A 20,758-nucleotide genomic window follows, 5' to 3' on the forward strand; every position below is an offset into this window, starting at 1 on the left:
TTCTTGTTTCTTCATCTAACCAAGCACACGTCCGAGGAATTTGCGCGTACGCTCGTTTTGTGTATCATTGAAGATCTGTTGAGGGGGACCTTGCTCCACAATCTGGGCCTTGTCCATAAAGACCACGTGATCCGCGACATCGCGGGCAAAGCCCATCTCGTGAGTCACGACGACCATGGTCATGCCCTCTTCGGCCAGCTGGCGCATAACGGCCAGTACCTCACCCACCAACTCGGGATCCAGGGCCGAGGTCGCTTCGTCAAAGAGCATCAATTTAGGGTTCATCGCCAGCGCACGCGCGATTGCCACGCGCTGCTGCTGACCACCGGAGAGCCGGTGTGGATAAGCATCGGCCTTCTCTGACAAACCAACCTTGCGCAATAGTTCATGGGCCTGCTCGATTACTTCGGCCTTCGGGCGGCGCTGAACCTGGATAGGGGCCTCGATAATGTTTTGTAGGGCGGTCTTATGCGCAAAGAGATTAAAGCGCTGAAAGACAAAGCCAACCTGCGAGCGCATACGCGCGATATTAGCCTCGCTATCCTCAATCAGCTTACCGTTCTTCTCGCGATAGCCAACGAGCTGCCCATCAATATAGATACGCCCACTATCGATCTTCTCAAGATGGTTCAAACAACGCAGCAGGGTTGTCTTGCCCGAGCCGCTGGGGCCAATGACGACGACCACCTGTCCGCGATCAACGGTAAAATCGACGCCGTCAAGCACAACGTTGCTACCAAAGCACTTCACCAGTTGTTCGGTGCGCACCATGTGCGTTGCTGTCTGCACCTCTGAGGCCGCTGTCTGCTGTACATCTTCCATTAGTGCATCCCTCCTCTATCTAGCAAATTAACGTATACGAGGACTACCAAAACCAAGGACACGCTGGCTAAAGCTCTTGTTGACGCCGATTGCTGGCTTACGATCAGGATCCAGGCGGCGTTCAATCCAACGCTGGATCACATCCCAGATGGTGGTCAGGACCAGGTAGTAGACGGTCGCCACGATGAGGAGTTCGAAGATGTTGAAGGTTGGCGCACCAAAGGTACGCGCGGTGCCAGTCAGCTCAAGCATACCGATAACGGTCGCGATAGAGGTTGTCTTGAGCATGTTATTGAATTCGTTGCCCAGAGGAGGAATAACCACGCGCGCGGCCTGAGGAAGAATAATACGCCGCATCGCTACCCAGTAGCGCATGCCAAGCGCCTTAGAGGCCTCCATCTGGCCGGGATCAACCGCGCCAATAGCCGCGCGAATAATTTCGGACATATATGCGCCTTCGTTAAGAGAGAAGGCTACCAATATACAGGCAAAGTCGGGGAGCAAGAGGCCAGGCACGATCTTCGGTAGACCGGTCCACAGGAGCAGGACCTGCACCAGCAGCGGGCTACCACGGAAGAACCAGATGTATGCTCGTGCGATCCATCGCAGCGCTGGCCACTTAGACATCTGCATCAGGGCCAGGAATAAGCCCAGGATGACGCCCAGCGTCTGAGCCACGACGGAGACCCATAGCACGAGCCAGGCCGCCTTTAGGAAATAGAGATTGGGGTCCTGGAAAAGGTAGAACCAGACAAGATCCCAGTTAAACATGAACGCCCTCCTGATAACGTAGGCTGATGTGTTTTTTTCAGCCCTCCTGACGTATATCAGGAGGGCTGAAAAAAACACATCAATTATATTTTCTCATCATTGGTTAAGCCCCACTTTGTAAAGAGCTTATCGTAGGTGCCATCAGCTTTCAGCGCCTGAAACGCCTTCTGCACCGCATTCTGCATCTCCGCGTCTCCCTTGCGGATGACTATCCCACTGGGAGCGGCCTCAATCACGGGACCACCGTATGCGAACTGCTCAGGATGGAGCTTGTTATAGTAACCAGCGGAGAGCGAACCCTGGAAGGTCGCATCCACACGGCGGTCAACCAGCGCCTGAATAACATCGGTCTCCGTACCCAGTACCGTCACCTTAATCGCAGGCTTCCCTTTGGCCTCGCAGGCCTTTGAGGTCGCGGTCAACTTCTCCTGCTGGCTGGTACCGTTCTGGACACTGACATTCAGGCCACACAGGTCATCAACACCTTTGACGTTCTTGGGGTTGCCGTCCTGGACGAGAAGCGCCGAACCAGCCTGCATATACTTGACGAAGTCAAATTTCGGCAGGCGCGCAGGGCTCATGTAGACGCTCGACACGATAATATCGAAGCGCTTATTATTCAGATCATCGAAGATGGTGTCAAAGCTCGTCTTCACGACGTTTACCTTCACCCCCATATGCGCGGCCAGGGCCTGAGAGAGGTCGATATCGAAGCCAGTATACTGATTACTCGTTTGATCGACATACTCCATAGGGAAATAGGTTGGATCAGTGCCAATAGTGAGCGTATCTGCGGTCTGGAGGTCCTTGGGCGCGGGTACGTTGGGTGTTACCTTGGCCAGCTGGTCATTCGAGGTTGTGCTACTGTTGCCACCGCAGGCAGAAATAATGAGGGTGAGCAGCAACATACACATAAGCATAGATAGGCGAAGGCGCCGAAGAGAAGCGTTCTTCTGCGAGTTCATGAAGTACATGTACCTTTCTCTTGTGCTTTGTGTCAACAGTTACGTTTCCACGCAGCACTCTTCTGCCCGCCCGATTCAGGAACAAATAGCTCTCTCAAATAAGACAACCCGAGGTACCATAGGAAGACATTAACAAGACACAAATTTACAAAAATCGATGTATTAGAACACACCTTAAGGAGGAATGATAACACACCTCGCCCCTGATTAAAAGAGCAACACCCCAGCCAGGGAAAAGTATACGCACTATATTCGGATGGAGTGGCATAGTAAAAAAATACCTACGGCCTTCTCAATCACGATTACTTTGTACCATTAACCAGAATACTTGAGCTTGTATAAGCGTTATGCTTGTATGTATGCTTTAAAGAACAGAAGTAAAGAATATGGGGATTTGCGCAAGCCAGGAATATCGGTTTGCGACAATGCCGGGTGAAGGTCATGACATACAAAGGAGGATTCTGTAAATGACCATTACAAGCAACGCAGACACCATCATTATGGGAGGAGGAGTTACAGGCTGCTCTATTGCTTATCATTTGCAACAAGCAGGGGCCAGAGTGACAGTCATAGAGCGCGAAGAGATCGCTTCCGAGTCTTCAAGTGCCGCCGCTGGTATGCTAGCACCCATTGGAGGGATGCGCCAGGGAGATGCCTTTACCGACCTGCTCATTGCCGGGCGCAAACTCAACCTTGAGTTGCTACCACAAATCCAGGCAACCAGCGGCGTTCAGACGGAATATCATCGCCCGGGCTCACTACGCATCGCCAATAGCGATGCGGAGGCACAGCGTTTACGCGAGCGCTTTAACGACTGGCAAAATCTGCAACAGGAGGTGCGCTGGCTCAATGGATATGAGGCGCGAGAAATTGAGCCCTTACTCGGAGCAGAGACATGCGCAGCTGTCTACGCGCCTCACGAGGGATCGATGAAACCCGCGGGCGTCACCCGGGCGTACGCAGGCGCAGCACGTGCCATAGGAGTGCGCTTCATTGAACGCTGCGAGGTAATCGGCATCGAACGCGAGGACTATATGGTTACTGCTGTTCGCACCTCAACCGGAGATATCCTGCCCTGCCAGCACCTGGTTGTCGCAGCAGGAGCCTGGTCGGGACGCTGTGGCGATTGGCTAGGCTTTGATCTCCCCGTCACGCCGACACGGGGACAAATCCTGGCCCTGCATCAGCCCGAGCCTCCCCTGACCCATATCCTCTCTGGCGAGAGCGTCTACCTGATTCCCAAGCCAGACAATACTATATTTGTAGGCGCAACAGTCGAAAAAGCCGGGTTCGACAAGCGCCTGACCGCTGGCGCCATCGCGTCGCTACTTAATAGCGCCATTCGCGTCGCACCTTCGCTAGAGCAGGCCTTCATTGCCAGAATGTGGGCGGGCCTGCGCCCAGGCACACCTGATAACCGTCCTATCCTGGGACCCGCCCCCGGCTGGCACAATGTCACCCTGGCAACCGGCCATAATGGCGTGGGTTTCGAATTGAGCGCAATAACAGGCAAGCTAATTTCCGAGCTAATCCTGACGGGTCAAACACCCTTCCTCCTCCAACCCTTCGGTGTCGAACGTTTCACACAGTAGAGTAACGCTACTAAAGAACGCGTCTACGTATAATAGCGCTATTATACGTAGACGCGTTCTTTAGTAGCGTCTTGCTCCTCTCTCTAATGCGGGCCGCCGATCTCGACCCCACATGGGCCGCCGCCAGTGTTCTCATCGATTGTGACCTCTGCGCCCTGCATAGTTAGGATGGGGCGATACCAGCGCGACATGCGCTCGGATGAGCGGCCGATGTAGTGACAGATGAAGGAACGCCGGAAGCGGTCACGAGTCGAATTCGGCTGTGATCCATGCACTAAACTGCCATTGAAGAAGAGAACATCGCCAGAAGCTAGATTGACCGGAACAGCCTCTAGCCCCTCGGGGATTGGCACAAAATCGCGTGTAAAGGAGACGCTGGCATCCGCCTCCTCGGGGCAGAAGATATCCATCTTATGTGTCCCGGGTACTACTTCCAGACCGCCATTGGCGCGATCCGCGGAATCAAGCGCGACCCAGGCCGCGATACAGGTCCCAGGCTCAACGCGCAGGTAGAAATTATCCTGGTGCAGAGCCTGTCCACGCCCGCCAGCTGGCTTGAAGTAGAGCATACTCTGTGCCGCCAGTGGCTCCTCGTCAAAGAGGTCCTGTAAGATAACAGCCAGACGTTGATCCAGCAGGTAGCGTCGCGCCATCTCGTTAAAGCGATGAGGATGCATGATGCGTGGATACTGCTTGAGAATGTCGCCACCACTCTGCTCAGGCGCCACTGGCTCAAAGAAGCCGGGTACGGGACCCTGTGCATGGATGTCCATAAAATTGTCAATCAATGCCTGCACCTCGTCCTGGTTAAAGACTCCAGGTAAGACCAGGTAGCCCTGCTCATGAAAGCTTGCAAGCTGGTCAGGTGTCAAACGTGTAGCCGCCGTTGCCATAATCTAGTCATCCTTCCTTCTAATTCTATGTTCATGTGTGGTGTGGATTGGCAGCCGCAGGCGCGAGAGGTCAAGCGAATCACTCGTACATAGGCATGAATCCTAAGAAGAATACTACCCAATAAAGCGCAGAAGAAGAATAGACACGACAGTCAAAAATATGTACAATACTGCTATGCCACATTATGAGACACCCTCCCCACCCTCAGATATTTTTGTCAGTGGACATTTTAGGGAGCAGTATGGGTACGCGGTACAACGCTCCCACGGCTCAAGCAATTGGCTGATCACCTATACGCTGGAGGGAGAGGGACGCTACCGCCTATACGGCAAAACGATCTCGGCCAGGCCAGGTGATATTATTCTGCTCAAACCTGGCACGCCTCATGACTACTCCGTGCCACTGGACGGCCTATGGGACTTCTTCTGGGCACACTTCCAACCGCGCATCAACTGGTTTAGCTGGTGGAATCTGCCCGAGCTGCAACTCGGCCTCTTCAAAGCAGCCCTCCGCACATCACACAGTCAGGAGAGAGCCTACCAGGCCTTTCTCCAATTGCATACTGATAGTAACGCCTCGCTCCTGGAGCAAGCTCATCAGGCAGCCAGCGCCAGCGCCCTCCTACGGCGCGAATTAGCCCTCAATCGGCTGGAAGAGCTACTCCTGCTCACTACGCTAGAGACAGAACAGGAGAGACAGCACCTCCTCGATCCACGTGTGCAACAGGTCCTGGACATCATCAGTAAAAACCTGAGCGCCCGGCATACCGTGGCAACCCTCGCCCAGGAGGTCGCACTCTCCCCCTCCAGACTGGCACATCTCTTCAAACAAGAGGTAGGCGATTCACTCATCAATACACTTGTAGGACTGCGCCTGACGCACGCGGCACGCCTGCTGATCTTCGCCAACGATAGCGTTGCCACCATCGCCGACGAAGCTGGCTTCCACTCTGCCTTCTACTTTAGTCGCCAATTTCAGCAACACTTTGGCATGAGTCCACGCGCATATCGAACTACCCAGAAGCAGCATTCGTAGATAAATGAAAACGCCAGCGCAAGGAGAAAGCAGAATATGCAACCAGAGGAGCAAAGAAACCAACTGGCTCAGTTGGTAAGGGAGAACTACGATCTAGGAGGCGATATCACACTGCACGATGTAGCCCACTACTGGTTTGAGGACCGAGGCATCTACCAGGTCAGCTCACCTGATAACAATGGCTTTCTCTTGCGCGCCTTCGGCTACGATGCCACGCCATGGTTAATAGGACAAACCACTGTCCTTTCATATTTCCACCAACAACAATATCCCGCACCCAGAGTACAATACACACGTCAGGGCGAGATTATCGCTCATGCCGGACAGTGGACAGCCATCCTGGTCTCCTTCATTGAGGGCCAGATGGCAGATTTTACTCCGGAAACACTTGCCGCTATGGGCGAGCAGCTTGCACGCCTCCACAAATTACCAGCTGTAACTAACACTATGCTCCCGCTCTCGCGTCTGCATCCTACACTGGTAACGCCAGAGCAAATGCAACAATTAGAGCAATCCCTGGCTTCTCTTCCCCAAGAGCTACAAAACATGGGCGACGAGTTTCTCGCCTCACTGCAACGCATACAGCAAGCCCATGATCTGCCACAGGGCCTGCTCCATGGAGACTGCTGGCCCCACAATGCCATATGCACCACTGCTCAAACGCTGGCCTTTATCGACTGGGATGGCGCGGGACTCGGTCCACTGATCCTTGATCTCGGCTATCTACTCATGTATTGTCACCTGGGCAAGCCTCAACTGCCCTCGCTGGAGGCCGAACCGGCCCTCATTCAGGCTGTTATCGAAGGGTACCTGAAAGCGCGCCCCCTTACTGCTCATGAGCAGACCTATCTTCTCGACGCCATCCGCTACAATCTGGCGCGTCGGGCTGCCAGCGAGAACCTGTTCGCCGCCCTTACTGCATCCACTCCCTGGCAGGAGCAGCTCTGGCTACAAAAGATGCGCTCTCAATTTGAGACCAGTGCAACTATCGCTAGCATGGCCAGGGACGCCATTCGCCACCTCTCCCTCTCACAAAATGCGTAGTCACAAGCCCTGAACCGGACAATACAGGTATTGCTGTATTGGTGAGTCACCTTTCTTTATAGTAAGGCGTGATAAGCATGGACAAAACAACAGGTACGAGTTTATAACTGAAAGAAGCATTATTTTTCCAGGCTGTTAGTGGAACTTGTAGTGCATTAGCGTGTGTTTTACGTATAAATGGTTAATTACAATGGCAGAGCATGCTTCAAATTGAAGCGTGCATATTGCTGCATCATCTGGAGGCACTTATGAAAACGACTACAAGCTCCATTGTCGTTGGTATTTTTACGGATATACATAGGGCAACCCAGGCCGTAGAGCAGCTTTGTGTGGCAGAATTTCATAACTGGACACGGTGTAATGCCGCCATGCTCATCGCCCGAGATGTCGTAGGTACACCTATCAAGCTTAGCACCATTACCATCCAGGACCTGTTAGACACCCTTGCCTTCACTCCACTCAGCCAGGACGAGTGTTGCTATTACCAGAAAGAGTTGCTCAAAAAGAATCGCATTATTGTAGTTGTTCAGCCTCCCGAGCGCGTCCAGGAAGCCAGAGATATTTTGTTGCGACACGGCGCCTATGACGCACTCACACATATACCCTGTCACATGCCAGAAACCGTCATGAATATACACATCGGTTTCTATAATCCCAACATTCCACAGGGAACGCTCCTGTAAACCATACTCACCTGTGCTCCCAGGATGCAGGAACTCGCGCCTGCACGCTCCTGGCAGGCTCCCTGACGAGCCTTCCATCCTGAAAGCAAATTGCTCTCTCTAGCCGAAGAAAGCAAAGTTGAGGTCTAAAAATGGCAAACCTGAATCACCTTGAACTGCTGAAGCAAGGCGTAGAGGCATGGAATCTCTGGCGGCAGCTTCATCATGAAATTCGCCCCAACCTGGCAGGGGCCAACTTGCGTGGCTGGTCCCTCTCGCATATCAACCTGAGTGGTGTCTACCTGCATGAAGCCAACCTGAGCGAGGCCGACCTCAGAGAATCGCTCTTTATCGAGGCCGATTGCGGTGGCGCAAACTTCCACCGCGCCCGCCTCAATAGCGCCAATTTCCAGAAGGCAAACTTACGTGCCGCTATCTTGAGCGATACAGACCTGCGCAACGCGCTCCTGGTAAACGCAGATGTGAGCGATGCCGATTTGCGCGGAACTATCCTCGCGGGTGCCAATCTGGAACAGACCATCTTCCGCGGGGCCGCCTTCAAGGACGCCATCTTGAACGACGTTGATCTAAGCAAGGCCCATCTGCAAGGCGCACATCTCCTCAACGCCTACTTCTGCTCACGCCCTTTTGAAGATCTTAGATAGCCCGATATGCAGATTGCTTCTCAGGCTTATAATAGATAGGACATCCCTAATTTAGGCTCATATTGTGTTATGTGTTGTGATGCTGTACAGAGCGTAGCATCACAATGCATAACACAATACGATAATTCAGGGAATAAAAGATCTGAGCTAGTTCTGAACTATTTTGTACAAAACACGTTGAAGGGAATAGAGAGCTATGCAAACTACTATGAGGCTGACCCTACCAAAAATTGGCTGTCAGGGCTGTATGAAGAAGGTTGTCAACGTGCTCAGCGCGCTACCGGAAGTAGAGATCGTACAAACCGATGTCCCCAGCAAAACCGTCGTCCTGAGCTACCCAGCCGAAGAGATCTCCCTGACTCAGATCGAGGGCGAACTCGACAAGATCAAACACATCATCGGCAACGCCGAACCCTGCGCCATTTAAAACATGAGGTGTGCTGTATTATGGTAACTTGCGACTGCCACAATACAGCACACCTCATACCTATCTACCGCAACGCCATAGGTCCGCTGTAGCGCCATTCTTTGAAGAGGCTCTCCGCGCTCTCGCGTAAGGGAAGCGCCTGCTCGGGCATGAACTCGACTTCAAGCCAGGAGCGTTGCTCATCACGATGGTAGCTCATTGGCACCTGGTACACTGAGCGCTGCCCGCTGAAATGGGTGCCGATCTCCGCAGGGATGCTCGCCAGCCGCGCCTCAAAGGCGTTTAGCAGAGCAGCCGCCTGGGAGGTGCTAGCTCGGCTGTCTATGAGCAGCACCTCCTGCCATGCGCCAGCCTCGCTCTCACCACACGGCTGCGCCAGAGAGAGTATCAGCAGTCCCGAGACATCCAACGCTTCAAGCTCGCCCTTCTCTACAAAGTATCCACTGACACGCCAACGCGGAATCGCTACGCCATCACCGCAGTTACAAGGATTACAATCACAGGGATCGCAGGTACAGCCAGAGCAGCCTCGCGCGCCAAAGTTTTCACACTGCATTACATAGCTTTGCTTCTCTAAGCTTACTTTCATGTCGCATCCTTTCTTGGCAAACTCACGCTCCCGCATAATGATTTACGTTTTCCATCACGACGAAGCTAGCAGGCACTATTTTTGCTTTCAATATCACTAAATGCATCTTAGTTTACATAAATATAACTTACACTATCTACCATTAGAAAATCAAGCTATTGAACACTGGACATTCAACACTTCCAGCGTGTACACTGCTTATTGCGAAACATTTGCAATAAATAATATTTGTCAAAAGTTTCCAATTCCCATTATTCATCCTCCGTAACACGTGTATCTTAGTATCTTAGATGAGCTATTTTTAAGTAAAGGATTCGGAGGTCTCTATGCACATCCCTGACGGCTATCTCAGTCCCGTCTTTTCGCTTGGTACAGGTGTTATCACCGTGCCGGGCTGGGCCATTGCCGCCCAACGTGTGCGTTCTGTACTCAATAATCGCACCATTCCGCTGCTCTCAATCTTTGCGGCGTTCTCTTTTACCATTATGATGTTTAACATTCCCGTGCCGGGTGGCACCACGGCCCACGCCGTTGGTGGAACGCTGATCGCGATTATCCTGGGTCCCTGGGCCGCTATCATTGGGGTCAGCATCGCCCTGATCATTCAGGCCCTCTTCTTTGGTGATGGCGGCATCCTGGCTATCTTCACCAATTGCCTCAATATGGGGATTATCTTGCCCTTCGTGGGCTACTTCGCCTATCGCCTGATCTCTGGTCGCTCACCACTCCTCTCGACCAGGCGCGTCTGGGCCGCGGGCATTGGCTCTTACATTGGCATTACGGTAGCGGCCCTGGCTGTCGGCGTTGAACTAGGCGTACAACCTCTGCTCTTCTCCGATGGAGGCAGACCGCTCTACAGTCCCTATGGACTTGAGGCCGCCATTCCAGCCATGCTGCTCTCACATGCCTTTGGGGCCGCGCTCGTTGAAGCCCTGGTGACCGCGCTAGGCCTGGCCTACATCCAGCGTAACCATCCTTACTACCTGACTTCGCTACGCACCATAGTCGCTGGGAAAACAGTCGAGGAAGGCGAACCAGCAAAGATACCACAGTGGCAGCTCTATACAGCCGCGCTTGTAGGTATCGCTGTGATCCTCTTGATCGCGGGCTTTATCACAGGCGGAGGCAGTATCAACCACCTCTTTGGCGCGGACTGGAGTAGCGTCAACTGGACGGATGTCGGAGTAATGCTGCTGATAGTGCTGATCCTGGCCCTGGTACTGGTCCCCCTGGCCTGGTTCCTGCTTCCACACTCAATACGCAAGGTAGGCACGGTATTCCTGGCTATCGCCATCATCGCGCCTGTTGGCCTGATTGCACCTGGCTTTGCCTTTGGCGAGGGAAGCACGCAGGATGTCCAGCAAGCCTTCCACTACGTCCCAAAGGGGTTGCAAGAGTTCTCTGGCATCTTTAGCGCGCCATTCTCTGGCTATAACCTGCCGCTTCCATTCTTTAATGGTGATAGTGCGCCGCTATGGCACCAGGCAATCGGCTACGAGTTTTCAGGGATCGTTGGTATTCTGGTCTTAGGAGGGGCGGTCTTTGGTCTCCTCACGCTCCTAAAGCGACTACGCGGCAATGAACCAGCGCCTGTGAGAGAACCCCAGACAGTTGCAGCTACCGAGCATAACAAATAACTGGCCTTTGATAGCAAGTAATCGCTGGATAAGAAAGAATATATGCTTTCACACACCAATCAATCAACCAACAAAGAGCACAGGCGGCAATTTGGCTGGATCGAGAAGACCATTGGCGGCATCTCCGAGGCCATTGAGCGGGCCGTCTTTACGGAGGAGCATGCGCATAAGGCCGGCTGGCTCCAGAAGCTCGATCCACGTGCCAAGCTGGGCATGTTCCTGGTGACAGTGCTGGCGGCTAGCCTATCGCACTCGCTCTTCATGTTACTGGCCTTCTACCTCGTGCTACTTCTGGTGGCGCGGGGTAGCCAGGTCCCCTTCGACTTCTTTGTGCGCCGCGTCTGGCTGGGCATTCCCTTCTTCGCGGGAATCGTGATTCTCCCCGCGATCTTCCTGGTACCCAACGGGCCACGCCTCTTCGATCTCTCCCTGGGAACCTGGCACCTTGGTCCAACGTATGCCAGCATCCTGAATGGCTTGATTTTTATCGCACGTGTGGGCGTCTCCGTCTCGCTGGCTGTGCTCCTGATTCTCACCACGGCCTGGGCCGATATTCTAAAAAGCTTGCAGGTCCTGCGTGTCCCCCAGGTCTTTACCCTGCTGCTTTCCATGACCTATCGCTATATCTTTCTCTTTCTCCATACTGCCAATGGTATGTTTGAGGCACGCAAGAGCCGAACCGTGGGCCGCTTGAGCGGGAATGAACAGCGCAAATGGATTAGCGCTTCAATGGGAGTCTTGATGAATCGCTCGTTTCGCATGAGCAATGATGTCTATGCCGCAATGATGGCACGCGGCTTCACAGGAACCATCCACACGCATCAGGACTATCGCATGAGCACCAATGATTGGATGGCGCTCTCGCTGGCAACCGGCCTGGCGCTGATTATCTTTTTCGTGGGAGGATACATATTATGAGCATTTCGCCTGATCAGCCGCGTCAGCAGCCACTCTTTCACTTACGTGATGTATGCTACAAATATCACAGCCAGCGCATGGCCCTGGCTGGCGTCGACCTAGACATCTACCCTGGCGAACAGGTAGCACTCCTGGGAGCCAACGGTAGCGGCAAATCGACCCTGCTCAAGCTCATGGACGGTATCTACGCTCCTACGTCTGGCACAATGCGTATGCTGGAACGTGATATTAAGGCGGTAGCGGCGGGCGAGGAGGCCTTCTCCTTTCACCGCGAGGTTGGCCTGGTCTTTCAAGACCCGGATATCCAGCTCTTTAGCGCGACGGTCTATGATGACATTGCCTTTGGCCCGCTTCAGCTGGGCCTCTCGTCCGCGGAGGTACGCGAGCGCTGCGACGAGGCGTTGGAGCAAATGGAGATCACACACCTTGCCAGGCGTGCCCCCTTCGAGCTATCCGGTGGTGAGAAGAAGCGTGCCGCCATCGCCTCTGTACTTTCCCTCCGCCCCGATGTCATCCTACTTGATGAGCCTACGGCGGCCCTCGATCCCCGCACCAAGTGGGTCCTGGTGAACCTCATCCGCAAGTTGGGTCAGGCAGGCAAGACAATCATTACCTCCACACACGAGCTAGATATTGTGCCCATCATCGCCGAGCGCGTCATCGTCCTGGGCGAGGAGCGACGCATCCTGACCGATGGTACGCCTGAGCGCGTTCTCAGCAACCGCGATCTCCTGGTACAAGCCAACCTGATCCACCCGCAACTCCACCAGCTTGGCATAGAACAGTCACCACTCCAGGTAGTCGCCAATCTATAAATGGCCGATGCTGCTCAAGCACGCGTCTACATATGACGCGCCATTTCGGTCTCCTACTAGCTTTGAGCTCCCAAAGCTAGTAGGAGACCGAAATGTCTGAGGACTCCCCTTTCATTCCAGGTTCCCCTGGATACGCGAAAGGAGATCAGGCTATCTGACTGCCTGAGACAATTGAATACCCAGGAGCGCTCACAATGTATTCCCAATGTGGATGTGTTGTGGGGCAAACTGGCTCATGCAACACGATTGTCGAAAGAGGCGCCCATTGATTACCACGACTATCATGATAACTCTCACAGGTAATGGTTTGCATATAGAGCAGATGAGCCTTCGCGCCTGCTGGTATGTTAATTATTACCTGTCTCTGTTGCCGCTGGAGAGAAAGCGCGCGGTTCTGGGGAACCTGCGGATTGACCTGTATATGGACAGTGGGCCAGTGCCCATCGAGCGGGTCAGAGAGATGAGAGGATGGCTCCATGGTCAACGTGACCTCTCTGCTCCTGGTAAGTGGAATATATTGGTGAATTGTGATCGTCTGGCCAGGCTTGATCTCAGTGACAAACACTGGGTTGATGCAGGCAACCTCTAGCCTCGGGAAAGTAAAGGAGGGATTGCTTCCCGCTGTTACCTGAACCATCAGTGCGGAGGAGAAGCACAGATCGGCTGTACGATTGATGCCTTCAAGAACAATGGCCTGATGTGTATGGTTCGTCAGCGAGACATCGACAGGAAGCAACTCGCTGAGAAAGTACGGCCCACTGATCAGCACATGCATTGATGCTTGCAGACCACCGGCTTGAGTCTGAGCGGTAGGGCCTGACCCAGAGTCGGATATGAGGGTAGGCGTGCCGCTTGAAGATGGATACGCCCTGAAAAGTGCCCAGGATCCAAGGATAAGTCCAACCACTACCACCGCGGCCAGGAGATTGGAGACAAATCGCGTGGATGTTCTCGCGTGTCTCGTTGGTATGTGAGACACGAACGGGCTCTGCGGTGTAAATGCGCCCACATCAGGAAGTGTAGGAGCGGATGTCGCCTGTGCAAGGCGTTCTCGCACCCGTGCAAGGATTTGCATCTGTTCTCCGGCTGTGATCGAAGCGCGACTTTGTGAAGAAGATCGGAAAGCCGCCAGGAGTTGGTGATACTCTTGCGCTCTCTCCTCAGGGACCAAATCATCACTCACGGTTCTCTCTCCTTTCGTTCTGTTCGTAGAACGTTTTTAAACGGCGCAATGTTCGCGAAAGCATTGTTCGCACACTTCCTTCGGGTTTCCCCATCAAGGCTGCGATTTGGGTCAGGCGTAATTCTTGAACATAGCGCAGGCGAACCAATTCTCGTTGAACCGGGGAAAGGTGCTCGATGGCCTGCAAGAGCCAGGTCCACTTTTCCTGCTCTTCAACTTGTTGTTCAGGTGTCAAGCTCTGGTCTTCAGTCTCCTGTGCTTGTTCTAACGGATGGATGATAAAAAGTGCTTCACGCCGGTAGTGATCGATGACCTTGTTTCGAGCCACACGTCGCAACCAGGCCAGTTGGCGTGGGGCTGTGAATCTGGCAAGCGACGTGTTCTGGAGCGCAGCCAGAAAGACCTCCAGTAAAAGGTCCTCGGCGTCCTGCCGATTAGAAACCTGCTGGCATACATAGGCCAGAAGCGGTTCAGCAAAACGCTCATAGAGCATGCTCTTTCCCACATTTTGCAGTTCATCTGTATCAAGTGGTTGCATACGCTCTCCTCAGAGGTTGTAGGATCAGGAACGATAAGATCCATCGAGGCATAAGTCGGATGAAGAGGAAAAACGCAACAAGGAGGGTCACAAATGAATGAGATGAGCTCTTCTTCACAAGAAAACGCATGCAAGGTTGGTAGAGTGGGCAATTGTGACTCTGGTAACTGCCGCCATCCATTTTCTGTTGCCAATTATCAGGCAGTGACCATCGGATGGAGAATTTCAGGCTCAATCTTTGTGAAAACCGCTGTAGCGGTAGTTTGTGGACTCGGGAAATCGCGTCGATTTCGGGCGCATATGCTGAGCAATTTGAGCTCAGATGATCACCATTCGATGGGTCTAAAACGAGACAAAATCCCGAGTCCACAAACTACCGGTAGTGAGCGCCGCAGGCACGAAAGGGCAAGCATAAGCATCTGTCTATAATAGAACTGTAAACGACCAGCGTAGATCAGGAGATCCATACAGGCCCTCTCGCAGGAGAACATACATATGACAGATCCACATCGGCCCGAAAACGAGCAGCCAGGACAGTTTGATGAGCAGATAGATTCCGCGCGCAAAGTGGCAGAAGAGCGAATTGACAAGGTCATTGGCGACTTCGCGAAGAAGGTTCCAGGTGGGCAAAAATTCGAACAGCAGGCCAAAGACATGGCAAGCGGAGCGCTGAACGTGGTGCAAGACCAGGCACACAAGCACTCCGGCAATATTATTGGGCAGGCTGGCAATATTATCAGTCGCCTCTTTAGAGGAGGGCGCGGGACAGAGCGCTAACTCTCTGGCATTCTTCATTCCTGCAACATAACAGGGCTCTAGAGCAAGAACTTATGCAGAGAAAGATGTTCTTGCTCTAGAGCCCTGTTATGTTTTTTCAATAGAAATGCATAGGATCTAAGCCTTACGCAAAAAGGCTTCGACTTCCGCGCGCTGGGGTGGATTAGCTCCTGGCCTGGTGCAGTTGAGAGCGGATACGCCTGAGGCGAAACACAAAACCTGGCTCAACTGTTCCGGGGTGAGGCTCTCCAGACGGCCGCGCTCGTCGATTCCAAGCTCGCTTAGTCGCGCCAGCAGGCCCGCGCAGAAGGAGTCGCCCGCGCCCACCGTATCCGCGATCTCTACTGGAAATACGGGAACTCGCACAACCGGGCCACCTATGCGCGCTGCCAGCACGCCATGCCCTCCCCGGGTGATAACGACGAGCGCGGGTCCCTGTCGCAACAGCTCGGCAAGCGCCTCTTCATTGCCAAGCCCGGGATAGATCCACTCCATGTCGGCATCGCTGCATTTGACGATATCCGCCAGGGAGAAGGCCCGCCTGAGTAGTTCGCGATACGCCTGCTCATCCTGCACCAGGTTAGGGCGTAAATTAGGATCAAAGGAGAGTAGCGCCTTCCCGCGTAGTCGCTCCAGTATGTGCAACACGGCCTGAGGCGTACTACCGCGCAGCAGACTAATGGAACCAAAGTGCAAGATACGTGTCTCAGTGTACAGTGCTTCAGGAATTTCATTCGCCATGAGAAGCGCGTCCGCCGCGCCCTCACCATAAAAGCTAAAGGTAGGATGGCCGTCTTGCTCGGCAACAAAGGCCAGCGTCGTGCGCGTACCAGGTGCCTCGACGAGAAAACGCGTGTCGATCTGCTCGCGCTGCATATATGTGCGTAAATACTGTCCAAAATAGTCATCTGCAACTTTGCAAGCAAAGGCCGTGGGCTGCTCCAGACGCGCCAGGGCTACCGCGACGTTAAAAATAGAGCCGCCCGCGTACATGCGAAAATCGACGCCATAACCCAGGCTATGCTGGCCCTCTGCCAGGGGCATAAAGTCAATCAAGCATTCACCAACACAAGTAATCAACCTACGCATAATATTTTTGCTCCCTAAGTTCGTGAACAGATCACTTAATCGCGCACCTCCCTATTATACTTTGCAATTATTGTTTCCAGGCAGAGCTCATGTGATACAGATCCAGAGAATGGAGTATCGTCTCGCCACCGCTAGTATAGAGTTCGATGCTCTGGCTGGAGACATTGGGAAAGATCAGGTCACTGATTACGACCTCTCCATCACTAGCAAAGACCTCGATGGAGGTACGATCTAGCAGAATACGCAGCGTAAGCATGTTGTTCTTCAACAGCAGGGGAGCTTCGTGCCGAGCCGCGAACCTGTTATTGAAATCGCTACGACCAGACTGAGTACGATCAACAAAGAGCCTGGAGGTTCGCGTGTCATAACCGACGAGGGTCTGCTCTTCCCCGCCTGCGCGCAGCTTGAAGCCAAACTCTCTGCCACTCCCAGGCTGGAATGAGGCCACAATATCCAGCGTATCACTCCTCATGTCTGCAAGCAGGTTTGTTCCCGGCGTGAGCTCGCTACGATCCAGGTGTACATGCTCGCTCCGCAGTTGCTCCAGCTCTCGTATGGGCATTTGCACGAGCCGCAAGCCCTGCGGGGTTGTTTTCAGCTCCAGGCTGCGCGGTATAGATATAGTTCCACGCCAGGATGTGGCCGGAGTAACATGGGCATAGCTCAGATCAGCCATCCAGCCGATCCAGATACATCGCCCGTCGCTAGCGGGAATGTTGCTCCAGGACTGGGCCGCGTAAAAGTCTGACCCATAATCAGTCGTCAACAGATCAGACTCTTTGCTGAAGATATGACCATCAAAGCTACCAACATAGTAGAAACGCCCGCCGAGGCTAAGTACCCATTTCTGCTTGTTGGGATCACCATCTATCGCCAATGGAAAGAGGTCGGGACACTCGGTATGGTCATCTAACTGGCTCTCCAGGAGCCAGCTCTTTAAATCGGGCGAGGAGTAGAAACGAACCTGGCCGCCCGCGACCACCATAACCCAAAGCTGCTCTGACGCATACCAGAAGACCTTGGGATCGCGAAAATCGCTCACACCTGGATTCGCGATGACAGGATTGTACTTATACTTCGTCCAGGTTCTGCCCCGATCACTACTATGGGCAAGGCACTGCTGCTGTGGCACCGTATGAGCACCTGTATAGAGTGCGGCCAATCCTGAACCACCAGGAAAAAAGCCACTGGTATTGTTCGCGTCAACCACAGCGCTCCCTGACCAGGCATCCCCCTGTTCATCGGGATAAAGCGCGATGGAGAGATGTGTCCAATGCACCAGGTCACTGCTCACGGCATGCCCCCAGTGCATCGGTCCCCAGACAATACCACCAGGATGATGCTGATAAAAGAAGTGATACTCACCCTGGTAATAGACAAGGCCATTGGGATCATTCATCCAGTTTGCCTGTGGCGAAAAGTGAAACTGCGGGCGCTCCGACTCATTAAAAATATCCCCTAGATTCGCATTTATACTCATGACTGCCAGTCACTCACTTTCAATTGCTACTCAGGCACGATAAGTATCAAGATCGCCAATTAGTATCAATCACACTTGACTTGTAACCGATACTACATCGTCCTGTCAAGCGTCGCTAGTTCTCATAATTTGCAATTTCAGCTATTTGGTGCTACATTACTTCTACGGCAAAAGGTACAAAACAGTCACTTTCACATAAAAATCTCTTTCATTGCATAGCACAATGACGACCTAGAACTAAATCTCTGCCTGATAAGTAATAAAGATATAGTTATGTCTAGCACGCGCGTAATATATGCTGACAAAACGCTTATAGAAGGTGGCAATTATGACGCAAGAAGCAAATATCAATACCCAACAACGGGACTGGTGGGCACAGGGCGATACGCCTGCCCGTGCTAACGATTCGCTTGTAACTTACCTGGTAGACGGCAGACAGGCGATGTGGACTATATGTCGTCACTGTATTAAAGCACAGAAATACATCTATTTAGCCAACTGGGGTATGACGGCTAAAATGGAGTTGGTGCGAGGAGATGACTATCTCGGCGGCCCCGATGGCAGTCCCCAACGAACAGCATTAATCGAGGGGCTGCGCGCTGAAGATTTCTCTGAGGCTGATATCCAGTTCTGGCTGACGCATAATCTTTCGGTTCAGGCCGTGCTGGGCTACGCGCGCAGCAAGGGAGTGGAGGTAAAAGTGCTCCTCTGGCACAGCCAGGAGGCTTTTTCACACTACCAGCCACTTGAGACAAAACAGGAGCTTGAAGCAGTTGGAGTACACTGCATCCTGGATGATAGCGCACGCGGCCTGGTTCACCATCCCGTAGAGTCGCTGCATCAGAAGACGGCGGTCATCGATGGTACACATGCCTTTGTGGGTGGCGTGGATCTTCTGATTGAGAAACAGGGTGATTATGACCGCTGGGACACGCCCATGCACGCCTTCAATACTCCTCTCAGGCTCAACGAACAGCAGAAGACGCCACATCCCTGGCACGATGTCCACTCCCTCATTGAAGGCTGCGCAGCCGGGGATGTAGAGCTTAACTTCCGCCAGCGCTGGAACGATGTCGTCGCTCGCCAGCGCCTGGATACCAGCTTTACTATTCCAGAACGTCCCTTGCCTTCACCTGTACAGGGGGCGCAGACGGTTCAGGTCGTGCGCACGATTCCACAGCATACCTACGATTTTGATCCCGATCCCGGTCTGCAAGACATCGCGCAGGTCTACGCTAAGGCCCTGGGTAATATTCAGCGCTTCGCCTATCTAGAGAACCAGTATCTCTGGCTGCGCACCTTTATCGGCGTCGACCTGCCCCTGATGGGTTCCGACAGCCCGGACATGGAGACAAACCTACGCACTCTGGGGGCTGCGCTCCAGCGTGGAGCCTTCGCCAGTATCATCCTGCCCGACCATCCCAATGTTGGGCGCGCCTTCAGCGACGCCGGTCTACAGCGCTTACACACTGAGGCGCCCCGGGCCTTTGAGGAGGGGCGTTTTGAGGCCTTCTGCCTCGGCAGTAGTGGTCAGATTGATGGTAAGACACATTACCGCCCCATCTACGTACACGCCAAGGTAGCCATCATCGACGACCTCTGGTCAACTGTAGGGTCCGCCAATCTCAACAATCGTGGGATGCGCGACGATACGGAGATCAACGTTGCCGTTCTCGATAGCAGGCTGGCCCGTAACCTACGCCTGCTGCTGCAGGGTGAGCACCTGGGCCTGGTACAGGATGCGGACCTCTTTGTTCTCTCGCGCCTCCTGGGTCGCCAGCGCCTCTCAGCCAGCGAGCAAGAGCGCGCTGTATACATCCATGATTACCTGGAGGAGCGCCTGGGCGAGCCACGAGCCGCGCTCCAGGCTATGCACGAGTGCGCCTGGAATAATCTCCAGCGCTACAAAGAGAACCAGCCTCTGATCGGACATCTCCTGCCCTACCTGAGCGCCGCCGAGGCCGCTAACCAGGGTCTGAATTTCCGCGAAGAGCATGGCTGGCTTGAGGAAGAGGCTCAGAAATAAGCTCTTGTCTCCCTTTGGCGCTTACCACGCGTAATAAAATATGGGGCAGTAGACGCTGCCAGGATATGTACGAGGGAAAGGACTAGCCACTGTGTACGTTGATCTCCCAGCCGAAAATATCCTTTATGAGCGCTATATGGTAGATGAAGTGCTGGGAGAGGGGGGCTTTGGGTCTGTCTATCGCGTCCGAGATATGCAAGACAACGACCAGGTCTATGCGCTCAAAGAGGTATCGATTCGTCAGAAGACGGAATGGAAAAGCGTACAACTTGAGGCCGAGCTGCTCAAGCAGCTCGACCACTACGCTATTCCGCGCTTCTACGGCATGGTTGAAGACCCACTGCGCATGCGCGCCGGTATTTTAATGAGCTATATCGCTGGACCCAACCTGGAGAGTCTGCGCAGGCAACAGCCTGAGAAACACTTCAAACCCGCGCAGGTTTTCTCCATGATGACGCCGATTGTCGATGCCATTATCTATTTACACCAACAAACGCCATCCATCGTCCATCGTGATATCAAGCCCGCCAATATTATCATGCCAGCGTCGGGCCAGGGAGCAGTCCTGGTCGACTTCGGCATCGCCAAGGCCTACGAACAGGATAGTACGACCAGCATCCATCGTGTCTGCTCTGCTGGCTATAGCGCGCCTGAACAATATATGACCGGCACCTGCCCCAGACAGATATCTATAGCCTGGGCGCAACCTGCTATACCCTCCTGACAGGCGAGGTACCCGCCGACGCCCTGACACGCCTCTCTCATATTAGCACCCACCAGGCTGATCCGCTCACACCAGTCCTGCAACTGGCATCCAACCTCCCTGAGC

At 53.5% G+C, this 20,758-nt stretch carries 21 protein-coding genes; 12 read left to right on the forward strand and 9 right to left on the reverse strand.

Going from position 1 to position 20,758, the window contains the following annotated elements:
- Positions 1-15 precede the first annotated feature (15 nt).
- From JMJ04_RS37885 to JMJ04_RS37895, 3 genes are all read right to left on the reverse strand, one after another.
- A complete protein-coding gene (locus JMJ04_RS37885) occupies positions 16-822 on the reverse strand; it encodes an amino acid ABC transporter ATP-binding protein (RefSeq protein ID WP_307811802.1) in 807 nt (268 codons plus the stop codon).
- A 27-nt stretch (positions 823-849) separates the two neighbouring features.
- Positions 850-1,593, reverse strand: a complete 744-nt coding sequence (locus JMJ04_RS37890; protein WP_201375539.1) for an amino acid ABC transporter permease — start codon at positions 1,591-1,593, stop codon at positions 850-852.
- An 83-nt stretch (positions 1,594-1,676) separates the two neighbouring features.
- The gene (locus JMJ04_RS37895; RefSeq protein ID WP_236038872.1) at positions 1,677-2,558 is read right to left on the reverse strand and encodes an ABC transporter substrate-binding protein; all 882 of its coding nucleotides are present in this window, start codon (positions 2,556-2,558) and stop codon (positions 1,677-1,679) included.
- 467 nt (positions 2,559-3,025) lie between these two features.
- On the opposite strand from JMJ04_RS37895, the gene thiO reads away from it, so the two are divergent.
- Entirely contained in the window at positions 3,026-4,150 is a 1,125-nt protein-coding gene (gene thiO, locus JMJ04_RS37900; protein WP_201375541.1) for a glycine oxidase ThiO, read from the forward strand.
- A gap of 83 nt (positions 4,151-4,233) precedes the next feature.
- Here thiO and JMJ04_RS37905 read toward each other — a convergent pair whose 3' ends face one another.
- Entirely contained in the window at positions 4,234-5,043 is an 810-nt protein-coding gene (locus JMJ04_RS37905) for a phytanoyl-CoA dioxygenase family protein (protein WP_201375542.1), read from the reverse strand.
- 175 nt (positions 5,044-5,218) lie between these two features.
- On the opposite strand from JMJ04_RS37905, the gene JMJ04_RS37910 reads away from it, so the two are divergent.
- The 5 genes from JMJ04_RS37910 (at position 5,219) to JMJ04_RS37930 (ending at position 8,877) form a co-directional block, all read left to right on the forward strand.
- Positions 5,219-6,079 carry a helix-turn-helix domain-containing protein gene (locus JMJ04_RS37910; RefSeq protein ID WP_201375543.1) on the forward strand — a complete coding sequence of 287 codons (861 nt, stop codon included), beginning with the start codon at positions 5,219-5,221 and terminating at the stop codon, positions 6,077-6,079.
- Positions 6,080-6,115: 36 nt separating this feature from the next.
- A complete protein-coding gene (locus JMJ04_RS37915) occupies positions 6,116-7,123 on the forward strand; it encodes a phosphotransferase enzyme family protein (protein WP_201375544.1) in 1,008 nt (335 codons plus the stop codon).
- Positions 7,124-7,371: 248 nt separating this feature from the next.
- A complete protein-coding gene (locus JMJ04_RS37920; RefSeq protein WP_201375545.1) occupies positions 7,372-7,806 on the forward strand; it encodes a hypothetical protein in 435 nt (144 codons plus the stop codon).
- Positions 7,807-7,937: 131 nt separating this feature from the next.
- Positions 7,938-8,450, forward strand: coding sequence for a pentapeptide repeat-containing protein (locus JMJ04_RS37925; protein WP_201375546.1), 513 nt, complete (start codon positions 7,938-7,940; stop codon positions 8,448-8,450).
- 196 nt (positions 8,451-8,646) lie between these two features.
- Complete coding sequence (locus tag JMJ04_RS37930) at positions 8,647-8,877, forward strand: heavy-metal-associated domain-containing protein (RefSeq protein ID WP_201375547.1); 231 nt, start codon at positions 8,647-8,649, stop codon at positions 8,875-8,877.
- A 64-nt stretch (positions 8,878-8,941) separates the two neighbouring features.
- On the opposite strand, the gene JMJ04_RS37935 is transcribed toward JMJ04_RS37930, so the two are convergent.
- Complete coding sequence (locus tag JMJ04_RS37935; protein WP_201375548.1) at positions 8,942-9,466, reverse strand: DUF1326 domain-containing protein; 525 nt, start codon at positions 9,464-9,466, stop codon at positions 8,942-8,944.
- A gap of 326 nt (positions 9,467-9,792) precedes the next feature.
- Here JMJ04_RS37935 and cbiM point away from each other — a divergent pair, with 326 nt between their 5' ends.
- The 3 genes from cbiM to JMJ04_RS37950 are packed head-to-tail and all read left to right on the forward strand — an operon-like array spanning position 9,793 to position 12,836.
- Positions 9,793-11,103, forward strand: a complete 1,311-nt coding sequence (gene cbiM / locus JMJ04_RS37940) for a cobalt transporter CbiM (protein ID WP_201375549.1) — start codon at positions 9,793-9,795, stop codon at positions 11,101-11,103.
- 42 nt (positions 11,104-11,145) lie between these two features.
- Positions 11,146-12,021, forward strand: coding sequence for a cobalt ECF transporter T component CbiQ (cbiQ, locus tag JMJ04_RS37945; RefSeq protein ID WP_201375550.1), 876 nt, complete (start codon positions 11,146-11,148; stop codon positions 12,019-12,021).
- Positions 12,018-12,836 (forward strand): energy-coupling factor ABC transporter ATP-binding protein, encoded by an 819-nt coding sequence (locus tag JMJ04_RS37950; protein WP_201375551.1) that lies wholly within the window; start codon positions 12,018-12,020, stop codon positions 12,834-12,836. The genes cbiQ and JMJ04_RS37950 overlap by 4 nt, the downstream gene beginning before the upstream one ends.
- A 145-nt stretch (positions 12,837-12,981) precedes the next feature.
- On the opposite strand, the gene JMJ04_RS37955 is transcribed toward JMJ04_RS37950, so the two are convergent.
- Positions 12,982-14,019, reverse strand: a complete 1,038-nt coding sequence (locus tag JMJ04_RS37955) for a hypothetical protein (protein ID WP_201375552.1) — start codon at positions 14,017-14,019, stop codon at positions 12,982-12,984.
- The gene (locus JMJ04_RS37960) at positions 14,012-14,557 is read right to left on the reverse strand and encodes an RNA polymerase sigma factor (RefSeq protein ID WP_201375553.1); all 546 of its coding nucleotides are present in this window, start codon (positions 14,555-14,557) and stop codon (positions 14,012-14,014) included. Before JMJ04_RS37960 ends, JMJ04_RS37955 begins: the two co-directional genes overlap by 8 nt.
- Positions 14,558-15,052: 495 nt before the next feature.
- Here JMJ04_RS37960 and JMJ04_RS37965 point away from each other — a divergent pair, with 495 nt between their 5' ends.
- Positions 15,053-15,334: a hypothetical protein gene (locus tag JMJ04_RS37965; RefSeq protein WP_201375554.1), complete on the forward strand. Its 282-nt coding sequence runs from the start codon at positions 15,053-15,055 to the stop codon at positions 15,332-15,334.
- Between the two features lie 117 nt (positions 15,335-15,451).
- Here the strand turns inward: JMJ04_RS37965 and JMJ04_RS37970 are convergent, their stop codons facing one another.
- Together JMJ04_RS37970 and JMJ04_RS37975 are read right to left on the reverse strand one after the other, a co-directional pair.
- Positions 15,452-16,423 (reverse strand): carbohydrate kinase family protein, encoded by a 972-nt coding sequence (locus JMJ04_RS37970; protein WP_201375555.1) that lies wholly within the window; start codon positions 16,421-16,423, stop codon positions 15,452-15,454.
- Positions 16,424-16,490: 67 nt separating this feature from the next.
- Positions 16,491-17,903, reverse strand: coding sequence for a glycoside hydrolase family 32 protein (locus JMJ04_RS37975; protein WP_201375556.1), 1,413 nt, complete (start codon positions 17,901-17,903; stop codon positions 16,491-16,493).
- Between the two features lie 328 nt (positions 17,904-18,231).
- Here JMJ04_RS37975 and JMJ04_RS37980 point away from each other — a divergent pair, with 328 nt between their 5' ends.
- Complete coding sequence (locus JMJ04_RS37980) at positions 18,232-19,929, forward strand: phospholipase D-like domain-containing protein (protein WP_201375557.1); 1,698 nt, start codon at positions 18,232-18,234, stop codon at positions 19,927-19,929.
- A 91-nt stretch (positions 19,930-20,020) separates the two neighbouring features.
- Positions 20,021-20,653 carry a serine/threonine protein kinase gene (locus tag JMJ04_RS37985; protein ID WP_201375558.1) on the forward strand — a complete coding sequence of 211 codons (633 nt, stop codon included), beginning with the start codon at positions 20,021-20,023 and terminating at the stop codon, positions 20,651-20,653.
- The last annotated feature ends 105 nt before the right edge of the window (positions 20,654-20,758 follow it).

Source organism: Ktedonobacter robiniae, from assembly GCF_016587375.1.
Classification (GTDB): Bacteria; Chloroflexota; Ktedonobacteria; order Ktedonobacterales; family Ktedonobacteraceae; genus Ktedonobacter; species Ktedonobacter robiniae.

What these genes read in the sequence shown, in the direction of transcription:
- JMJ04_RS37885 (WP_307811802.1), bottom strand. Translation starts at nt 822, where the DNA reads ATGGAAGATGTACAGCAGACAGCGGCCTCAGAGGTGCAGACAGCAACG.
- JMJ04_RS37890 (WP_201375539.1), bottom strand. Translation starts at nt 1,593, where the DNA reads ATGTTTAACTGGGATCTTGTCTGGTTCTACCTTTTCCAGGACCCCAAT.
- JMJ04_RS37895 (WP_236038872.1), bottom strand. Translation starts at nt 2,558, where the DNA reads ATGAACTCGCAGAAGAACGCTTCTCTTCGGCGCCTTCGCCTATCTATG.
- thiO (WP_201375541.1), top strand. Translation starts at nt 3,026, where the DNA reads ATGACCATTACAAGCAACGCAGACACCATCATTATGGGAGGAGGAGTT.
- JMJ04_RS37905 (WP_201375542.1), bottom strand. Translation starts at nt 5,043, where the DNA reads ATGGCAACGGCGGCTACACGTTTGACACCTGACCAGCTTGCAAGCTTT.
- JMJ04_RS37910 (WP_201375543.1), top strand. Translation starts at nt 5,219, where the DNA reads ATGCCACATTATGAGACACCCTCCCCACCCTCAGATATTTTTGTCAGT.
- JMJ04_RS37915 (WP_201375544.1), top strand. Translation starts at nt 6,116, where the DNA reads ATGCAACCAGAGGAGCAAAGAAACCAACTGGCTCAGTTGGTAAGGGAG.
- JMJ04_RS37920 (WP_201375545.1), top strand. Translation starts at nt 7,372, where the DNA reads ATGAAAACGACTACAAGCTCCATTGTCGTTGGTATTTTTACGGATATA.
- JMJ04_RS37925 (WP_201375546.1), top strand. Translation starts at nt 7,938, where the DNA reads ATGGCAAACCTGAATCACCTTGAACTGCTGAAGCAAGGCGTAGAGGCA.
- JMJ04_RS37930 (WP_201375547.1), top strand. Translation starts at nt 8,647, where the DNA reads ATGCAAACTACTATGAGGCTGACCCTACCAAAAATTGGCTGTCAGGGC.
- JMJ04_RS37935 (WP_201375548.1), bottom strand. Translation starts at nt 9,466, where the DNA reads ATGAAAGTAAGCTTAGAGAAGCAAAGCTATGTAATGCAGTGTGAAAAC.
- cbiM (WP_201375549.1), top strand. Translation starts at nt 9,793, where the DNA reads ATGCACATCCCTGACGGCTATCTCAGTCCCGTCTTTTCGCTTGGTACA.
- cbiQ (WP_201375550.1), top strand. Translation starts at nt 11,146, where the DNA reads ATGCTTTCACACACCAATCAATCAACCAACAAAGAGCACAGGCGGCAA.
- JMJ04_RS37950 (WP_201375551.1), top strand. Translation starts at nt 12,018, where the DNA reads ATGAGCATTTCGCCTGATCAGCCGCGTCAGCAGCCACTCTTTCACTTA.
- JMJ04_RS37960 (WP_201375553.1), bottom strand. Translation starts at nt 14,557, where the DNA reads ATGCAACCACTTGATACAGATGAACTGCAAAATGTGGGAAAGAGCATG.
- JMJ04_RS37965 (WP_201375554.1), top strand. Translation starts at nt 15,053, where the DNA reads ATGACAGATCCACATCGGCCCGAAAACGAGCAGCCAGGACAGTTTGAT.
- JMJ04_RS37970 (WP_201375555.1), bottom strand. Translation starts at nt 16,423, where the DNA reads ATGCGTAGGTTGATTACTTGTGTTGGTGAATGCTTGATTGACTTTATG.
- JMJ04_RS37975 (WP_201375556.1), bottom strand. Translation starts at nt 17,903, where the DNA reads ATGAGTATAAATGCGAATCTAGGGGATATTTTTAATGAGTCGGAGCGC.
- JMJ04_RS37980 (WP_201375557.1), top strand. Translation starts at nt 18,232, where the DNA reads ATGACGCAAGAAGCAAATATCAATACCCAACAACGGGACTGGTGGGCA.